The following is a 16289-nucleotide window of genomic DNA, read 5'->3' as shown; positions in this document are numbered from 1 at the left end:
CGATTCACTCGTACTCGCGCGCCGCTTCCAACGGACCGGACAGCGGCGCCTCCAGCTCCAGCACCACCCCAGCCAACTGCACGAAGATCTGCGCTGCCGGCCGATCGGGATGCTTGCGCACCTGGTGCGGCATGCCGCTTTCGCGCACGGCGGCCAACACATCGGCCGCATCCCGCTTCGTGCGAAAGGCGACGTGCGAAAACACCAGCTCCGGGCTGTCGTCCTCCCGACCCTCCTTGTCCACCAGATGCACCAGCGCATCGCCGTTCTGGTACAGCCACGTGCCGGGAAACGGAAACGCCGGGCGCGGCCCGGGTTTCCAGCCGAGCACCTCAGCGAAGAACTTGAGGATGGGCGCGTCACCTGCCACGTGAAAGTTCACATGGTCGAATGTCCAGTCGCTGTCTGAACTCATAGCAAACCACCTCCATCAATGTCGGTGATGGCGCCAGTCATGAAGCCGTTGGTCATGGCCAGCAGATAGCCTTGGGCGAGGTCATCCGGCGTACCCACGCGGCCGACAGGCAAGCCGCTGCCGATGCGCGCCAGCATGGCCTCGCGATCCGCCGGCGTGCCCCACACTTCCGTATCCACCACACCGGGGCTGACCACGTTGACGCGGCGCGGCGCCAATTCCTTCGCAAGGTTCTTGGCCGCCGCTTCCACCGCTGCGTTGATGGACGCGCGCAGCAGCCCGGTCGCCGTGGGCTTGCGTGAGAGCAAGCCGGAGGTGAGCGTAATCGACGCCCGTTCAGCCAGATGCGGCAGCGCGGCCTGCACCGCCATCAGCGCGGCAAACAGCTTGGTGCCGAAGCCCTGCTCCAGATCGGCGCGTTGCAGCGAGGCAAACGGTGGCGGGCTTGTGCGCGAGCCGATGGTGATGACAAGGTGGTCGATCTTGCCTCCGGCCGCAGCCTGCACCAACGCACTGCCCAGCGAAGCCGTGTCATTCGCGTCGACAGCAATCCCATGGATACCGCCGTCTGTCTTGGCCGAGCGGCCCAGCACCGTCACGCGGGCGCCAGCGGCCGCAGCAGCACGCGCCACTGCCTGCCCAATGCCCGCCGTACCACCCAACACCACCACCGCTTGGTCCTGCAAGGTCTTCGAAGTCATGCCGATGCTCCTTTGAGAAGAAAGAAAAAACCGTCAACCGATGGGGGCGATTCTTTCATCAAACAAACACAAGATAATCCGTCTATGCTTTGATGGTTCTCCAAACTTGCTTTGACAATGATCGCCCTCGACGACCTCCGCCTGCTGGTGCGCATTGCTGACGCCGGCAACCTCTCTGCCGCGGCCCGGCGGCTCGGCTGGCTGCCCGCCACCGCCAGCGCCGCACTCAAGCGCGTGGAAACCGAACTCGGCGCCCGCCTGTTCGAGCGCACAACGCGCAGCATGCGGCCCACCGAAGCCGGCCAGCGTTATCTAGGGTATGCAAGGCAGGCACTGGAAGCCTTGGATGAAGGCGCGGAAAGCCTCGGCCAGGACCGCACTGAACTGGCAGGCACCATCCGCATTGCCGCCACGTCAGACCTGGGGCGGCACATCCTGCGCCCGTGGCTGGATGCCTTCTGCGACGAACACCCCGGCGTGCGCGTCACCCTGGTGCTGGGCGACCGGCTGGCCGACCTGATGCGTGAAGACCTCGACTTCGCACTGCGCTACGGGCATCTGCAGGATTCGGCGCTGGTGCGGCGACCGCTGGCATCGCATCCGCGCGTCATCGTGGGGGCACCGTCGTATTTCAAGCAGCACGGCCGCCCCGCCCACCCGAGCGATCTGGCCGACCACCGCTGCCTCATCCTGCTGCGCAACGGCGAGCCCGTTACGCGCTGGCAACTCACGCATTCCAGTGGCCCCGCCCCGATCGACGTACGCGGCGATTTCCAATGTGATGACGGCGCCGTCGTGCGCGACTGGGCCGTCGCCGGGCGCGGGCTGGCATTCAAGTCATGGCTGGATGTGGCGCAGGACGTGTACTCCGGGCGGTTAGAGGTTGCACTGCCAGCATGGAGCCACGCGCCCACACCGTTGCAGCTCGTGAGCCTTGCGCGCCGCCATCGCCCAGCGCGGCTGACGGCCTGTGCAGATTTTCTCGCTGCGCGCTTTGCAGAATTCAGCGCGCGCTATCCGTTCCCGTCAGCCAGGGCTGCAGCGACGTCGCCCAAGGTCATCGCCGCGAAGCGGTAATCACCCGGCCTGCGCGTTATTGGTTGTTGCGGCGACGAACCACCCACCAGGCAATCAGCGCAGTAAATCCTGCGACCAGCCCCACCATCATCCAGAAACCGTGGTGATTCTCGGCCAGGGGCACGCCGCCGACGTTCATGCCGAACAGGCCTGCCACGATGTTGATCGGCAGCGCGAGCACCGTGACCAGCGTCAGCGTGAACAGCGTGCGGTTGTTCTGCTCGTCCAGGCGCGCAATCACCTCTTCCTGCAGCAGCTTGATGCGCTCGATCAACCCGCTCATGTCGCGCAGCACGACGGAGAACTCCTCGGTCGACTCGCGCAACTGCTGCACATCTTCTGGATGGAGCCACACCGGCGGACGGGAGAGCAGGCGGAACACCGAACCCGGCTCGGGCGCCAGCATGCGCTGCAGGCGCACCAGCACCCGGCGAGTGCCGGCAAGCTCCTGCCGCCCTGAGGTGATTTTCGAAGCAAGAAAACGGTCTTCGATGCGGTCGATGTCGATACCGGTGGTGCGCACGATCTGCGTCATCAGGTCCGCCTGATCGCACATCAGGTGGCCCAGCAGGTTGGCTGGTGAGCGAAACGTCTCGCCGTTGCGCACGCATTCGCGCAGCCGGTCGACCGAATGCAGCGGCTTGCGGCGCAAGGTCACCAGCAGGCGCCGATGCGCGTACACCCACTGCGTTGCAACCTGCGTGGGCGTGCGCTCAAAATCGAAGATCACATCGTTGAAGACGGCAACCAGTGCCCCGTCCTGCTGCTCGATGCGCGTGGAGTGCGCCTCCTCGCCCAGCATCTCAAGAAACGGTTGCGGCAAGTCGAGATGGCTTTGCAGCCAACGCATGCACCCGGCGCGCGACAGGTTGAAGTGCAGCCAGATGAATGCGTCATCGGCGCACTCCGTATTGTTGTGTCCGGCACGCTCCAGCGCGTCGCCGATCTGCGAAGAATCCAGGGCAACGCCGGGCCGCCCTGGCTCGAAGCGAAAACCGCAGATAAGACCGGTGTTGTCGGATTGGAAACTGATCGCGGACGCTGTCGCAGTCATACACGGGGATGGAAGACGGTTTGCTTGGAGACTCTGATGCGCGTGCACGACACAGGAATGACATCCACCTGTCATGCGCACGATTGCGGCGTCTGGGGCGGTCGTCATGCGCTGGCATGACCCGCCCGTTTTGTGCAATCCCGATGATTGCGTTCGGCTTCGGGTTCGTCAACGTCCGTCAGCAAAGGCGGCAACGGCATCGTCCAAGGCCACCTCGGCCATCGCCGCGAAAATGTGATCGCGCAGCCAGCGGCCGGCGGCATCCTGGTCGCTGTTGGCGTGCCAGTACAGGTACAACTCCAGCGCCGGCACGTTGAACGGCAGCGGCAGCATGACGTTGCCGTACGGCTCGTTGGCGATGCGCGCGTAGCGTATTGGCAGCGTGACGAGCCAATCGGTGCAACTGACGACGCGGCACGCCGCCGGGTAGTGCTGGCAACGCAGACGCACCCGGCGCTCGCGCCCCAGCCGGCGCAACTCCACGTCTTCCAGCCCCGCCCCACGCCGCCTTGACGACACTTGCACGTGTTCGCAGTCCAGATAGCGATCGAGCGTGAGCGCCCCCCGCGTGATCGGGTGCCCAGGGCGCGCCAGCACCACCATCGGGTCTGACAGGATCGGCGCATGACGAATGGCAGGCGACGCCGGCAGCAGAATGTCCGCCACCGCGTCGATGGTGCCGGCCAGCAGTTCGGCTTCGAGCTGGCGGCGGTCGCCCCGCACCGTGGTCACGTCGATGCGTGGTGCCTCCTTGGCGATCGCCGCCATCAAGGGCGGCAACAGCGTCGCCTCCAAGGCATCGCGCATCGATATGGTGAAGCGGCGTTCACTTGTGGCCGGATCAAACCGCGTGCCCTCGCGCAGCGTGCGCTCAAAGCCCCGTAGCGACGTGCGCACCTCGGCGATCAACGTGCGCGCCAGCGGCGTCGGCACCATGCCTTGCCCGCGCCGCTCGAACAGCGGGTCGTCAAACAGCTCGCGCAGCCGCCCCAGCGCATGGCTGACCGCCGGTTGCGTCAGGTTGAGCGTGCGCGCCGCTGCCGTAATCCCACCTTCCGTATAGATGGCATCGAAGACGACGAACAGGTTCAGGTCGACCCGTGATATATGCATGGCTTTGATGAATGGCAATCTACGAAATTCATTTCTCTTATTGTAGGTGAAGGCTTAAGCTGCGTGCATTGATGTGCGTTCTGCCATGTGCCATGACCACAGCCACCAACCTGACCGTACCCGTGGGCTTCGACCTGCTGAACAAGCCAAGCCCCTTCCTGACGATGCTGGGGCCGGTGTACGCGAAGGGCATGGGGCCGTCGATGGTGATGGGCTTCCATGTGCTGGAGCACCACCTGAACCGGCGCGGCATCCTGCACGGCGGTGTGGTCGCCTCCCTGGCCGATGCGGCGCTGGGTTACTGCTTGGCCGAACCTGGCGACGGTACAGGCGGCGCCATCGCCATGTCCACCGCCAGCCTCACCGTGGATTTCATCGCCTCAGCGGGTGTTGGCGACTGGATCGAGATCGCCCCAGAGGGGTTGCGTACCGGCAGCAAGCTGGCCTTTGCGCAGGCCCTCTTCCACCGCGGCGACCGGCTAGTTGCACGCGCGAGTGCGGTATTTGCAGTGCTCGGCGGCCGTATCACCACGCCCGCCTGAACCGACTTGATGGATTGCCCGTTCGAGACGCCTGTTCGATGTATTGAGGAGACACCATGAATTTCGATTACACGCCCAAGGTCAAGGAAATGCAGGCACGCCTGCTCGAATTCTTCGACCAGCACATCTACCCGAACGAGAACCGCTTCCACGAAGAAATTGAAGCCAACCGCCGTGCGGGCAATGCCTGGATTCCGACCAAGGTGATCGAAGAGCTCAAGCCGCTGGCACGCAAGGCCGGGCTGTGGAACCTGTTCCTGCCGCGCTCGACACGCGCACCGGAAGGCCTGTCGAACCTGGAATACGCCACGCTGTGCGAGATCATGGGCCGGGTGCCCTGGGCGCCGGAAGTGTTCAACTGCTCCGCGCCGGACACCGGCAACATGGAGACGCTGGAGCGCTACGCCTCGGAAGCGATCAAGGACCGCTGGCTGGAGCCGCTGCTGCGCGGCGAGATCCGCTCGGCCTTCCTGATGACCGAGCCCGCCGTGGCCTCGTCGGATGCCACCAACATCGAATGCCGCATCGAACGCCGGGGCGATGAATACGTCATCAACGGCCGCAAGTGGTGGTCGTCGGGCGCCGGCGACCCGCGCTGCGCCGTGTACATCGTCATGGGCAAAACCAACCCGGACGCTGGCCGCCACGAGCAGCAATCGATGATCGTGGTGCCGGCCGATGCGCCGGGCATCACCGTCATGCGCCCGCTCACGGTGTTCGGTTACGACGATGCCCCGCACGGCCACATGGAAGTCGACCTCAAGAACGTGCGCGTGCCGGTGGGCAACATCCTGCTGGGCGAAGGCCGCGGCTTTGAGATCGCACAGGGCCGCCTGGGCCCAGGCCGTATCCACCACTGCATGCGCAGCATCGGCATTGCCGAGCGCGCACTGGAGTTGATGTGCAAGCGCCTGACCACGCGTATCGCCTTCGGCAAGGCCATCGCGCAGCACAGCGTGTGGCACGAGCGCATTGCCGAAGCGCGCTGCATGATCGAACAGGCCCGCCTGCTCACGCTCAAGGCCGCGTACATGATGGACACCGTCGGCAACAAGGTCGCCAAGGCCGAGATTGCGATGATCAAGGTCGTCGCCCCGAACATCGCCTGCCAGATCGTCGACTGGGCGATCCAGGCACACGGCGGCGGCGGCGTGTCGGGCGACTTCCCGCTGGCGTCGTTCTACGCGCACCAGCGCACGCTGCGCCTGGCCGACGGCCCGGACGAAGTGCACCGCGCCGCCATCGCCAAGCTGGAACTGGCCAAGCACCTGCACAAGCTGTCCGATGTGGCTGACATGCCGGTCACGCGCGGCGCCTGACCTGTCGCACGGCTGTACCGTTCACTCCTTAACCCCGCCGAATGTACGCATCAGGCGGGGATTTTTTTGCCTGCGCGCGCCGTCTGCGCGTTTTTCCGTTCTGTGCTGGAATGGAACACTTTGCGGGCTACTGGTGGCCCGCACGTCTCTTCCCTTGCGGAGCCATTTCGATGATCGACGTCTATAGCTGGGCCACGCCCAACGGACACAAAGTGCACATCATGCTAGAGGAATGCGGGCTGCCTTACCGCGTCCACGGCATCAACATCAGCACCGGCGACCAGTTCAAGCCCGACTTCCTGAAGATCAGCCCGAACAACAAGATCCCGGCCATCGTCGATCAGGACGGCCCGGATGGCCAGCCCATCTCGCTGTTCGAATCAGGCGCGATCCTGCTGTACCTCGCCGGCAAGACGGGCAAGTTCATCCCCGAAGACGTGCGCGGCAAGTACGAAGTGCTGCAGTGGCTGATGTTCCAAATGGGCGGCGTCGGCCCGATGCTGGGCCAGGCGCACCACTTCCGCATCTACGCGCCGGAAAAGATCGAGTACGCGGTCAACCGCTACAGCAACGAAGCCAAGCGGCTGTATGGCGTGATCGACAAGCGCCTGTCCGAATCCAAATACCTGGGCGGCGCCGACTACTCCATCGCTGACATCGCCACGTGGCCGTGGCTGCGCAGCTGGAAGAACCAGGGCATCGAGCTGTCGGATTACCCCAAGCTGCAGCGCTGGTTTGAAGCCATTGAAGAACGCCCCGCCGTGCAGCGTGCGGTCAAGGTGCTGGCCAAGGAGCGCCCGGTTGTGCAAGACGACAAGGCGAAGGAAATCCTCTTCGGTGCCACGCAATATCAGCGCCGTTGACCGCGGGTATTTGCTCTCAGAAACAGGCCGCATGATGTGATCTGATGCGGCCTTTTCTTTTGGACGCCATCAATGCAACCGATTGGCGCGGGGCCTACACTGGGCGCATTCGGATTCTCTTGAGGCAGTCATGGCGGCATCGGCCAAGCTAGGCTTTGGAGCGGTGATTTCGGTACTCGGCTACCTCGCACTGGCGGCGTGGGGCTGGGGCGGCGTTGGTCCGCTGTTGGCGCATCCCGCGCGCGTGGCATTGGTCGTGGTGACGGTCGCGCTGACCATTGCCGCGCTGTTTGCAGGCGGCAACCTCAGCGCCGGCGAGCGCGAAGATCGATCCAACCGCTGGGTGTTGCCGGTGTTCGGCCTGATCGGCATCGTCAGTGCCTGGCTGCCCGCGTACACGGATCGACACGACCTCTGGTGCCTCGATGGCGATGCCGTGCGGTGGCTGGGCGTCGTGCTCTACGCTGCGGGCGGCGCCCTGCGGTTATGGCCGGTGCACGTGCTCGGCAACCGGTTTAGCGGGCTGGTGGCGATCCAGCCGGGCCATACGCTGGTCACCGGCGGGATCTACCAATACGTGCGCAACCCAAGCTACCTGGGGTTGCTCGTCAGTACGCTGGGCTGGGGGCTGGGCTTCCGGGCACTGGCCGGCGTGGTGCTGACGCTGCTGCTGATTCCCCCGCTGGTTGCACGCATGCGCGCGGAAGAAGCCTTGCTGCAATCGCAGTTCGGCGCGGCGTACGACGCGTACCGTGCCCGGACCTGGCGCTTGATTCCCGGGCTCTACTGACGCGCCTCCTTGCCAAACCACGCCATCAACACCGGCTGACACTGCGCGGCATCAAACTCGACCACGCGTGAGAAGCGCGTCTTCCCGGCTTTCACGAATAGCTCATCGGCCAGCAAGGCGTCCAGCGCCTCGCGCGAGGCTGCCCGCGCCACCAGAAAGCCGCCGTGCGCCAGCGCCTCGAACGGAACAAGGTGCTCGCCTATCTCCGAGAACATTGAAAAATCAACGTCACGCAGCCAGCGCGCCTTCCACCACCATCTTGCCGCCCGCCGTACCGGCATCCAGCATGCAATGCGCGCGCTGGATGTCATCAAAAGCGAACACCTGTGCCGGCTCGGCACGCAGTTCACCCGCCTCGACCAGATCGACGATGCGCTGGAAGGGAACGTCAGTGAGCGGATACTCCGCGGTGCCGTAGACGAACGCACTGCCGAAGAAGCTCAGGTGCCGTCCGCTGGGCAAATGCTGCAGCGGATCGAACTGCGCGATCGGCCCATGCCCGCCAAGAAAACCGGCCACGCAGACACGCCCACCGCGCCGCGTCAGCCGCAGCGATTCCAGCATGGTGCCGGTGCCAACCAGATCGAGTACGGCATCGACACCCACTGGAGCGAGATCACGCAACGCATCGCTCATGCCATCGCCCTCGATCAACACGACAGCCGCGCCGTTCTCTCTGGCGACAGACACCCGGTCCGCGCGCCGCACGGTCGCAACCACGTGGGCCTGCGTGTACGCCGCCAGGTTGAGCGCAGCCAGCCCCAGCGCTGACGTGGCCCCGCGCACCAGCACCGTATCGCCACGCCGCAACGCCAGGTTGTCGAACAGGCAACTCCACGCCGTCGCATACGATTCGGGAATCGCTGCAAGCGCACTCCAGCTGAGCGCGCTGCGGATGGGCACGACATTGCCCGCTGGCACTGTCACCAGCTCCGCATAGCTGCCGCTGCGCGAGCGCCCCATACCGCCCATCAGGGCGAACACGCGCTGCCCTGCCAGCAACTTGCTGCTGGGGTCGCTGACCACTTCACCCGCGCACTCAATGCCGGAAATGGCTGCCACCTCGCCCCATTGGCCCTGCCGGAAATACTGCTCCGCGCGATTGATGCCGAACGCCTTCACGCGCACGAGCACCTCGTCCAGCCCTACCACTGGGTCCGGTACCTCAGTCACGCGAAGCTGCTCCGGCCCGCCATATTGCTGCCGCACGATTGCCTTCATGTCCCTGCCTCCTTTTCGCATTGGGAGGTGCTAGGCTAGGTTTTCAGGCTGTCAGAATAAATTGAATAATTGCGCCAATCTTTGTAAGTCGAGCGAACAATGGATTTCTCCCTGCACGAACTCGCATGTCTTGAGGCGGTGATTGCGGAAGGCAGCTTTCAGGCCGCCGCCGACAAGCTGCACCGCACGCATCCGGCCGTGCACGCCGCCGTCAAGAACCTGGAGCAACGACTGGGCGTGGCCCTGCTCGACCGCAGTGAGTACCGTGTCCGGCTCACATCGGCGGGCGAAGCGTTCTGCCGGCAGTCGGCGGCGGTACTGCGGCAGGCTGCCGCGCTTGACACGTTGTGCCAGCAACTGAGCCAGGGCGAAGAGACCGACCTGCGCGTGATCGTGGGCGACCTCACTCCAACTTCCGAGATGCTGCGGCGCCTGAAGCGCTTCTTCAGTGCATGGCCGCAAACACGCCTGCATCTGCACTTCGAGGTGATTGGCGGCCCGTGGGAACGCCTGCTTGCCGAAGAGGCCGACCTCATCATTCACCATATCGACAAAAGCGACACCCGCTTCGAATGGACCGATCTGACCAAGGTAACGCTCGTACCGGTGGCTGCGCCCGGCTATGTAACGGCGCCGTCTACACGCAACCTCACGCCCGAGCACATGCGAGCGTACGTGCAGGTGGTCATCCGCGATACGGCACAGCAGCCGCAGCGCGACTACTTTGTGATCAAGGATGCGCCCAACTGGACGGTGGCGGATCAGCACACCAAAAAGGATTTGATCGTGCAAGGTATGGGTTGGGGCCACATGCCGCAGCACCTGATCGAGAAGGAGTTACGCAGCGGCAAGCTGGTGTCGCTGGAGGGGCGACACTTCAAGCGTTCCAAGCTCGACATCGTGGCGGCACGGCTGCGTGGGCGCCCGGTTGGCCCGGTGGCACAGGCGCTCTGGCGCTATCTGGCCGAGGAAGCCTGAGCGCTTCCACCAGGCAACTCAAAACACTGGACGTCGGGCGCCGTGTACACCGTCGGATAGGGTGATCGCGGCCCGCTTTGCAGCCGCAATGGTTGCGTGGCCAGCACTTCGGCTTCGTTGCGCTCACGGGTGCTCAATGGCGGGGGCGTCGGATCAGGCAGGCGTACCGGCTGATTCACAGCACAGCGCACCGGCTTTCCATCGGCCAGCCGCACGTCCATCGTGTAGTACGGCCCGACGATGGCTGGCGCGCATGCAGCAACACCCAGTACCGCCAGCATCAGCGTCACTCCATGCAGCGTCCTCATCACTCACCTCCACGGCGCACGTCTCGTCACGTCCCTGCCGGTTTGACCGGCAACGCTTCAAGCGAGTGCCCGCCGTATCAGGCCGAAGCTGAAGCGCTCAGCATGCCCTGCCGCTCGATGAACCGGATCACCACATCCAGCCCGCCCTGCGCACGCAGGTTGCACATCACGAAGGGACGGTCGCCGCGCATCTTGCGCGTGTCGCTTTCCATCACCTCCAGATTGGCGCCAACGTACGGCGCCAGATCCGTCTTGTTGATGATGAGCAGATCGGACTTGGTGATGCCCGGCCCGCCCTTGCGCGGAATCTTCTCCCCGCCTGCCACATCGATCACGTAGATCGTCAGGTCCGACAGCTCGGGGCTGAACGTGGCGGCGAGGTTGTCGCCACCCGATTCGATGAAGACCACATCCGCATCCGGAAACTTGGAGAGCATGCGATCGACCGCTTCCAGGTTGATCGACGCATCTTCACGGATGGCGGTGTGCGGGCAGCCGCCGGTCTCCACACCCATGATGCGCTCCGCCGGTAGCGCGCCGGAGATGGTCAGCAAGCGCTGATCTTCCTTGGTGTAGATATCGTTGGTGATTGCCACGAGGTCGTAGCGCTCGCGCATGGCCTTGCAGAGCATTTCGAGCAGTGTCGTCTTGCCCGAGCCCACCGGGCCGCCCACGCCAACGCGCAGGGCTGGAAGTTTCTTGGTACGCATGATGTTCATGAACGAAAGAGTCTTGAGTATTGCGTTTCATGCCGGGCCGACAGCACACCAAGCCCCGGCGAAAACGTTGACAGTTCAGGCGGATGACAGGCCGCCCGGCGTGTGGCCTCCTCCACGGCTTTTGCGACGGCGGCATGCAAGCCAAAGAGAATGCGCTGCCCCGCTGCCTGCCCCAGCGGCACCGCCTTTACTGCCGCGGCCATCTGGTTTTCCACCCACGCAAAACAGTACGCCGTCACGCCGTCGTGGGGGTCCACGTTCAGCGCGGCGGCCGCAGCGGCAAATGCGGTGGGGAACGTCACCGATGCACGCGCCGCCAGTGCGGCACGCAATGCATCGCCGCCCCACCCCATCTGCTGGATCAGGCGGCTGAGCGACCAGCCCATCTGCGAGGTTTCCAGGCGCAGTTCGCGCGTTTCGCGTGTGGCGAGAAACCACGCATCGCGCTCGGCCACGGCGTCGAAACGACCCGCTTGCCAGTCAGCAAACTGCAGCAGCCACAGCGGTGCCTCGCACGCGGCGAGCACGTCGAGCCCTTCGGCAATCCACGTGGCTGCGGAGGCCTCATCACCCACGTGTCGCACATCCACCGCCGCTTCCAACCCCTGCGAATAGCTGAACGCGCCCACCGGCAGCGCCGGGGATGCGAGGTGCAGCAAGGCCGTCAGTTGGGCAACGCTAGTCATGGTGATGATGGTGATGGCCGCAGCCGGGGCCGTGCACATGACCGTGGCTGTGATCATGATCGTGCGCGTGATCGTGGCCATGGGCATGGCTGTGCCCGTGGTCGTGCGCGTGACCATGATCGTGCCCGTGATGCTCCTGGAACAGCGCCTGCGCAGCGGCGTAGTCCTCTTCGAACGTCGCATCATGGCCATGGCGGTGGCCACCGCCGTAAGCACCCGCCTCGGGCTCGAATGGGGCTTCCACATGCGCGACGGTCACGCCCAGGCGCACGAGCATGTCTTCGAGCACCGGATCGGCTTCGAGCTGCAGCGCATCGGCGCTCACCTGCACGGGCGTGTGGCGATTGCCGAGGTGATAAGCGGCGCGCATCAGGGCGAGGCGGTTGTCGCTGCTCACGCGCAGCACTTGCTCGGGTGCGGCTTGCACTTCAACGAGCGTGCCGTCTTCCGCGACGAGCACATCGCCACCACGCATGACGGTGCCGCGTGGCAGCACGACGGCGACCTCGCGGCCATCGTCGAGCGTCGCACGCAGGCGGCTGCGGCTGCGCTCCAGGAACGGCAGCACGAGCTTAGGGGCACGCTTGACCAGTACGGAAGCCAGGCCGTGCGGCACGGGGAGGTGTTTATTGATGGAAAGCATTGTCAGTATCCATTTGCAACCGGGATATCAGTTCCAGAGACCGAACGTTGAGGTTCGGCGTGCCATCGGTGGCTCTCAAAGACTCAGCGCTGGGGCTCTAAGTGTCGTCAGTGGCTCTCAAAGACTCAGCGTTGGGGCTTTGAGGCTCGACGCTCGGCGTAGTGGGCCTTCCCCTGTTTCATCCCCTGCCGGGGCTGACTCACTTTCTTTGTCTTGCCAAAGAAAGTAAGCAAAGAAAGGCGCGCCCGAGATGGCGAAAGACTCCTTGAATTTATGTCGCAGGGAGGGGAAGGGAAAAACTCGCTGCGCTCAAACAGTTTCCCTTCCTTTCTCCTCCCTGCAACAGAAATTCAAGGCGCCATCTAGGGCAAGGTAAAGCACACAATCTCTTGCCCGTGCACCACTCCGTCCGACGTCTTGCGTCTTCGCCGCGCAATCACGCAATCACGCAATCACGCAATCACGCAATCACGCAATCACGCAATCACGCAATCACGCAATCACGCAATCACGCAATCACGCAATCACGCAATCACGCAATCAACCGAGCCTTGGCGCCCACTTTTGTTCCCCGTCGGTGTGGCCTTTGACGTTCCTGCCCTTGATGGCGCCTTGAATTTTCGTAAGCGGGCGGATAAAGGAGGGAGGCTTGTTTGAGCGCAGCGAGTTTGCCTCCCTCCCCGCCCGGTTACGCAAATTCAAGGGGGGGTCGCCATCTCGGGCGCGCCTTTCTTTTGCTTACTTTTCTTTGGCAAGACAAAGAAAAGTGAGTCGGCCCCGGCAGGGGACGATACCGGGAATGGACCAACAACAAAAAAACCGAAGCCCACCCCCGCTCACCAACTAGAACAAGAAATACCGCTGCGCCATTGGCAGAACCTCAGCCGGCTCGCAAGTCAGCACCGTGCCATCGGCAATCACCTGATACGTCTCCGGATCGACGCTGATATCCGGCTGCCAGTCGTTGTGGATCATGTCCGCCTTGCTGACAGTCCGAGTGCCCTTGACCACCGCAGTGGTCTTAGCCAGCCCATACTGCTCCGCCACGCCGGCCGCAGCAGCCGACTGCGACAGGAAGGTCAGTGACGTCCGCCCCAACGCCCCACCTGCCGATCCAAACATCGGCCGATAGTGGACAGGCTGTGGCGTGGGGATCGACGCATTGGCATCGCCCATCGCAGCGGAAGCAATCATGCCGCCCTTCAAGATCAAGCTGGGCTTCACGCCAAAGAACGCGGGCTTCCACAGCACCAAGTCCGCCCACTTGCCGACTTCAACGGAGCCGACTTCATGCGCAATGCCATGCGTCAGCGCCGGGTTGATCGTGTACTTGGCCACGTAACGCTTCACGCGAAAGTTGTCGTGCCCACCACGCGCATCGTTCGGGTCACCGGCCAGCTTGCCGCGCTGCACCTTCATCTTGTGCGCGGTCTGCCAGGTGCGCAGCACGACTTCGCCGACGCGGCCCATGGCCTGCGAGTCGCTGGAGATCATCGAGAACGCGCCCAGGTCGTGCAGGATGTCTTCGGCAGCGATGGTCTCGCGGCGGATGCGGCTCTCGGCAAAGGCGATGTCTTCAGCGATGGACGCATCGAGGTGGTGACACACCATCAGCATGTCGAGATGCTCGTCCAGCGTGTTGACGGTGAACGGCCGCGTCGGGTTGGTCGACGACGGCAACACGTTCGACTCACCACACACGCGGATGATGTCCGGCGCATGCCCGCCGCCCGCGCCTTCAGTGTGATACGTGTGGATCGTGCGGCCCTTGAATGCCGCAACGGTGGCTTCTACAAAGCCCGATTCGTTCAACGTATCGGTGTGGATGGCGACCTGCGTGTCGGTGTCGTCGGCCACGCCCAGGCAGCAGTCGATGGCGGCGGGCGTGGAGCCCCAGTCCTCATGCAGCTTCAGGCCGATGGCGCCGGCGTCGACCTGCTCGCGCAGCGCACCCGGCAGGCTGCCGTTGCCCTTGCCCAGGAAGCCGATGTTCATCGGGTAGGCATCGGCCGCTTGCAGCATGCGCTGCATGTACCACGGGCCGGATGTGCACGTGGTGGCGTAGGTACCGGTGGCCGGTCCTGTACCACCGCCGATCATCGTCGTCACACCGCTGTTGAGCGCTTCGTCAATCTGCTGCGGGCAGATGAAGTGGATGTGCGTATCCACGCCGCCAGCGGTGACGATCATGCCCTCGCCCGCGATGATCTCGGTGCCCGGGCCGATGACGATGGTCACGCCGGGCTGGATGTCCGGGTTGCCCGCCTTGCCGATCGCCGAGATGCGGCCGTTCTTCAAGCCGATGTCGGCCTTGACGATGCCCCAGTGGTCGATGATCAGCGCGTTGGTAATGACGGTGTCGGCGCAGTCTTTCGATTCGCGCTGGCTCTGGCCCATGCCGTCGCGGATGACCTTGCCGCCGCCGAACTTCACTTCCTCACCGTAGATGGTGAAGTCGCGTTCGACTTCGACGATGAGGTCGGTGTCGGCCAGGCGCAGGCGGTCACCCGTGGTGGGGCCGAACATTTCCGCATAGGCGCGGCGGTTGATCTTGAGTGTCATGTCCGTTCCTTCTGCGTCAGCTTTACAGCTTGCCCATCACGCGGCCGGCAAAGCCGTAGACCACACGGTCACCGGCCAGCGCCACGAGTTCGACCGTGCGTTCCTGCCCCGGCTCGAAGCGCACGGCGGTGCCGGCGGCAATGTTGAGCCGGTAGCCACGGGTGGCGTCGCGGTCAAAGTGCAGCGCGTCGTTCACCTCATAAAAGTGGTAGTGCGAGCCGATCTGCACGGGGCGGTCGCCGGTGTTGGCTACCGTGACTGTCATCGTGGGCCGGCCCACATTCAATTCGAGTTCGCCGTCTTGCGGGATGAGTTCGCCGGGGATCATGGTGTGCCTCGCTCAGACGGCCGCAACCAGCAGGCCCGCGCCGTAAAGCGCCACGCCCACGCCCGACAAACGTGCCAGCCACGCCAGGCGCGGCTTCAGCGCAAAGCCCGCGCCAATGCCTGCGGTATGCAGCAGCGCCGTCGCCACGGCAAAGCCGCCGACGAAGTACGGGAACATCGCCTGTGCGCCTGCCGGGAATTCGGTGCCGTGCGCATAGCCGTGGAACAGCGCGAACGCTCCGCACAGCTGCGCACCGCCCCACGTCGGCAGTTGTGCGCGAGCGGCGATCAGCAGGCCGAACACCAGCAGCGATGCGGCGATCATCGGTTCAGCCATCGGCAATGCCACGCCGCCTGCACCAAGCAGCGCGCCCATGACCATCAGCGCAACAAAGGCGACCGGCGCCCACAGCGCATCCCGCACGGAACGCGAGGCCAGCGCGCTCCACACGCCAACGGCCACCATCGCGAGCAGATGGTCAGCACCCGTGAGCGGATGCAGGAAACCGGCGAGCAGGCTGCCCTCGGCGGTATGGCCCGGATGCCCCGGGTGAGCGAAGGCAATGGAAGCGCCAAACGTAAGCGCAATGGCAACAGCAGGCCGGACGATGCGAGACAGGGTGTGCGTCATGGCAGGACTCGTTCTGTGATTGGCGTTCAAACAATCGGGTGATGGACGGTAACCAGCTTGGTACCGTCCGGGAATGTGGCTTCGACCTGGATATCGGGAATCATCTCGGCCACGCCGTCCATCACGTCGTCACGTGAGAGCAGCGTCGTGCCGTAGTGCATCAGCTCAGCCACCGTGCGGCCATCACGCGCGCCTTCCATGATCGCGGCGCTGATGAAGGCGACGGCTTCCGGGTAGTTGAGCTTGAGGCCACGGCCTTTGCGGCGCTCGGCCAGCAAGGCGGCGGTGAAGATCAGCAGCTTGTCTTTTTCGCGCGGGGTCAGTTCCACGAGGGGCTCTC

At 64.2% G+C, this 16289-nt stretch carries 20 protein-coding genes; 6 read left to right on the top strand and 14 right to left on the bottom strand.

All coding sequences use genetic code 11. From position 1 onward, the window contains the following. Positions 1-4: 4 nt before the first annotated feature. Positions 5-415, bottom strand: a complete 411-nt coding sequence (locus tag F7R11_RS08185; protein WP_064802539.1) for a VOC family protein — start codon at positions 413-415, stop codon at positions 5-7. Beyond that, a complete protein-coding gene (locus F7R11_RS08180) occupies positions 412-1116 on the bottom strand; it encodes an SDR family oxidoreductase (protein WP_064802537.1) in 705 nt (234 codons plus the stop codon). The genes F7R11_RS08185 and F7R11_RS08180 overlap by 4 nt, the downstream gene beginning before the upstream one ends. 117 nt (positions 1117-1233) lie before the next feature. Here F7R11_RS08180 and F7R11_RS08175 point away from each other — a divergent pair, with 117 nt between their 5' ends. Continuing rightward, entirely contained in the window at positions 1234-2193 is a 960-nt protein-coding gene (locus F7R11_RS08175) for a LysR family transcriptional regulator (protein WP_064802535.1), read from the top strand. Positions 2194-2209: 16 nt separating this feature from the next. Here the strand turns inward: F7R11_RS08175 and F7R11_RS08170 are convergent, their stop codons facing one another. Together F7R11_RS08170 and F7R11_RS08165 are read right to left on the bottom strand one after the other, a co-directional pair. Continuing rightward, the gene (locus F7R11_RS08170) at positions 2210-3247 is read right to left on the bottom strand and encodes a transporter (protein WP_064802533.1); all 1038 of its coding nucleotides are present in this window, start codon (positions 3245-3247) and stop codon (positions 2210-2212) included. A gap of 168 nt (positions 3248-3415) precedes the next feature. Next, positions 3416-4360, bottom strand: coding sequence for a LysR family transcriptional regulator (locus tag F7R11_RS08165; RefSeq protein ID WP_031329369.1), 945 nt, complete (start codon positions 4358-4360; stop codon positions 3416-3418). A 92-nt stretch (positions 4361-4452) separates the two neighbouring features. Between F7R11_RS08165 and F7R11_RS08160 the strand changes: the two genes are divergently transcribed. From F7R11_RS08160 to F7R11_RS08145, 4 genes are all read left to right on the top strand, one after another. Beyond that, on the top strand, positions 4453-4902 hold the full coding sequence (locus F7R11_RS08160; protein ID WP_064802531.1) for a PaaI family thioesterase: 450 nt from the start codon (positions 4453-4455) through the stop codon (positions 4900-4902). 56 nt (positions 4903-4958) lie between these two features. Continuing rightward, positions 4959-6221: an acyl-CoA dehydrogenase family protein gene (locus F7R11_RS08155; protein WP_064802529.1), complete on the top strand. Its 1263-nt coding sequence runs from the start codon at positions 4959-4961 to the stop codon at positions 6219-6221. A 170-nt stretch (positions 6222-6391) separates the two neighbouring features. Further along, positions 6392-7084, top strand: coding sequence for a glutathione S-transferase N-terminal domain-containing protein (locus F7R11_RS08150; RefSeq protein WP_064802527.1), 693 nt, complete (start codon positions 6392-6394; stop codon positions 7082-7084). Positions 7085-7214: 130 nt separating this feature from the next. After that, entirely contained in the window at positions 7215-7874 is a 660-nt protein-coding gene (locus tag F7R11_RS08145) for a methyltransferase family protein (protein ID WP_021194954.1), read from the top strand. On the opposite strand, the gene F7R11_RS08140 is transcribed toward F7R11_RS08145, so the two are convergent. Next, complete coding sequence (locus F7R11_RS08140) at positions 7868-8089, bottom strand: YciI family protein (RefSeq protein WP_064802525.1); 222 nt, start codon at positions 8087-8089, stop codon at positions 7868-7870. The genes F7R11_RS08145 and F7R11_RS08140 overlap by 7 nt on opposite strands. Positions 8090-8102: 13 nt before the next feature. Beyond that, on the bottom strand, positions 8103-9095 hold the full coding sequence (locus F7R11_RS08135; RefSeq protein WP_064802523.1) for a zinc-binding dehydrogenase: 993 nt from the start codon (positions 9093-9095) through the stop codon (positions 8103-8105). 99 nt (positions 9096-9194) lie between these two features. On the opposite strand from F7R11_RS08135, the gene F7R11_RS08130 reads away from it, so the two are divergent. Continuing rightward, on the top strand, positions 9195-10073 hold the full coding sequence (locus F7R11_RS08130; RefSeq protein WP_021194957.1) for a LysR family transcriptional regulator: 879 nt from the start codon (positions 9195-9197) through the stop codon (positions 10071-10073). Here the strand turns inward: F7R11_RS08130 and F7R11_RS08125 are convergent. The 8 genes from F7R11_RS08125 to ureA form a co-directional block, all read right to left on the bottom strand. Further along, positions 10052-10381, bottom strand: coding sequence for a hypothetical protein (locus tag F7R11_RS08125; protein ID WP_064802521.1), 330 nt, complete (start codon positions 10379-10381; stop codon positions 10052-10054). The two genes, F7R11_RS08130 and F7R11_RS08125, sit on opposite strands and share 22 nt — an antisense overlap. 77 nt (positions 10382-10458) lie before the next feature. Then, the gene (gene ureG, locus F7R11_RS08120; RefSeq protein ID WP_064806242.1) at positions 10459-11091 is read right to left on the bottom strand and encodes an urease accessory protein UreG; all 633 of its coding nucleotides are present in this window, start codon (positions 11089-11091) and stop codon (positions 10459-10461) included. 5 nt (positions 11092-11096) lie between these two features. After that, a complete protein-coding gene (locus F7R11_RS08115) occupies positions 11097-11786 on the bottom strand; it encodes an urease accessory protein UreF (RefSeq protein WP_031329373.1) in 690 nt (229 codons plus the stop codon). Next, entirely contained in the window at positions 11779-12429 is a 651-nt protein-coding gene (gene ureE / locus F7R11_RS08110) for an urease accessory protein UreE (protein WP_021194961.1), read from the bottom strand. The genes F7R11_RS08115 and ureE overlap by 8 nt, the downstream gene beginning before the upstream one ends. Positions 12430-13272: 843 nt before the next feature. Further along, the gene (gene ureC / locus F7R11_RS08100) at positions 13273-14991 is read right to left on the bottom strand and encodes an urease subunit alpha (protein WP_064802519.1); all 1719 of its coding nucleotides are present in this window, start codon (positions 14989-14991) and stop codon (positions 13273-13275) included. A 22-nt stretch (positions 14992-15013) separates the two neighbouring features. Next, a complete protein-coding gene (locus tag F7R11_RS08095) occupies positions 15014-15319 on the bottom strand; it encodes an urease subunit beta (RefSeq protein ID WP_064802517.1) in 306 nt (101 codons plus the stop codon). Between the two features lie 12 nt (positions 15320-15331). Next, complete coding sequence (locus F7R11_RS08090) at positions 15332-15949, bottom strand: HupE/UreJ family protein (protein ID WP_064802515.1); 618 nt, start codon at positions 15947-15949, stop codon at positions 15332-15334. A gap of 26 nt (positions 15950-15975) precedes the next feature. Further along, complete coding sequence (ureA, locus tag F7R11_RS08085) at positions 15976-16278, bottom strand: urease subunit gamma (protein WP_064802513.1); 303 nt, start codon at positions 16276-16278, stop codon at positions 15976-15978. Positions 16279-16289 lie beyond the last annotated feature (11 nt).

The organism is Ralstonia insidiosa, assembly GCF_008801405.1.
Taxonomy (GTDB): domain Bacteria; phylum Pseudomonadota; class Gammaproteobacteria; order Burkholderiales; family Burkholderiaceae; genus Ralstonia; species Ralstonia insidiosa.
The sequence above is the reverse complement of the archived record's forward strand: the minus strand, read 5'-3'. Positions and strand labels throughout refer to the sequence as shown.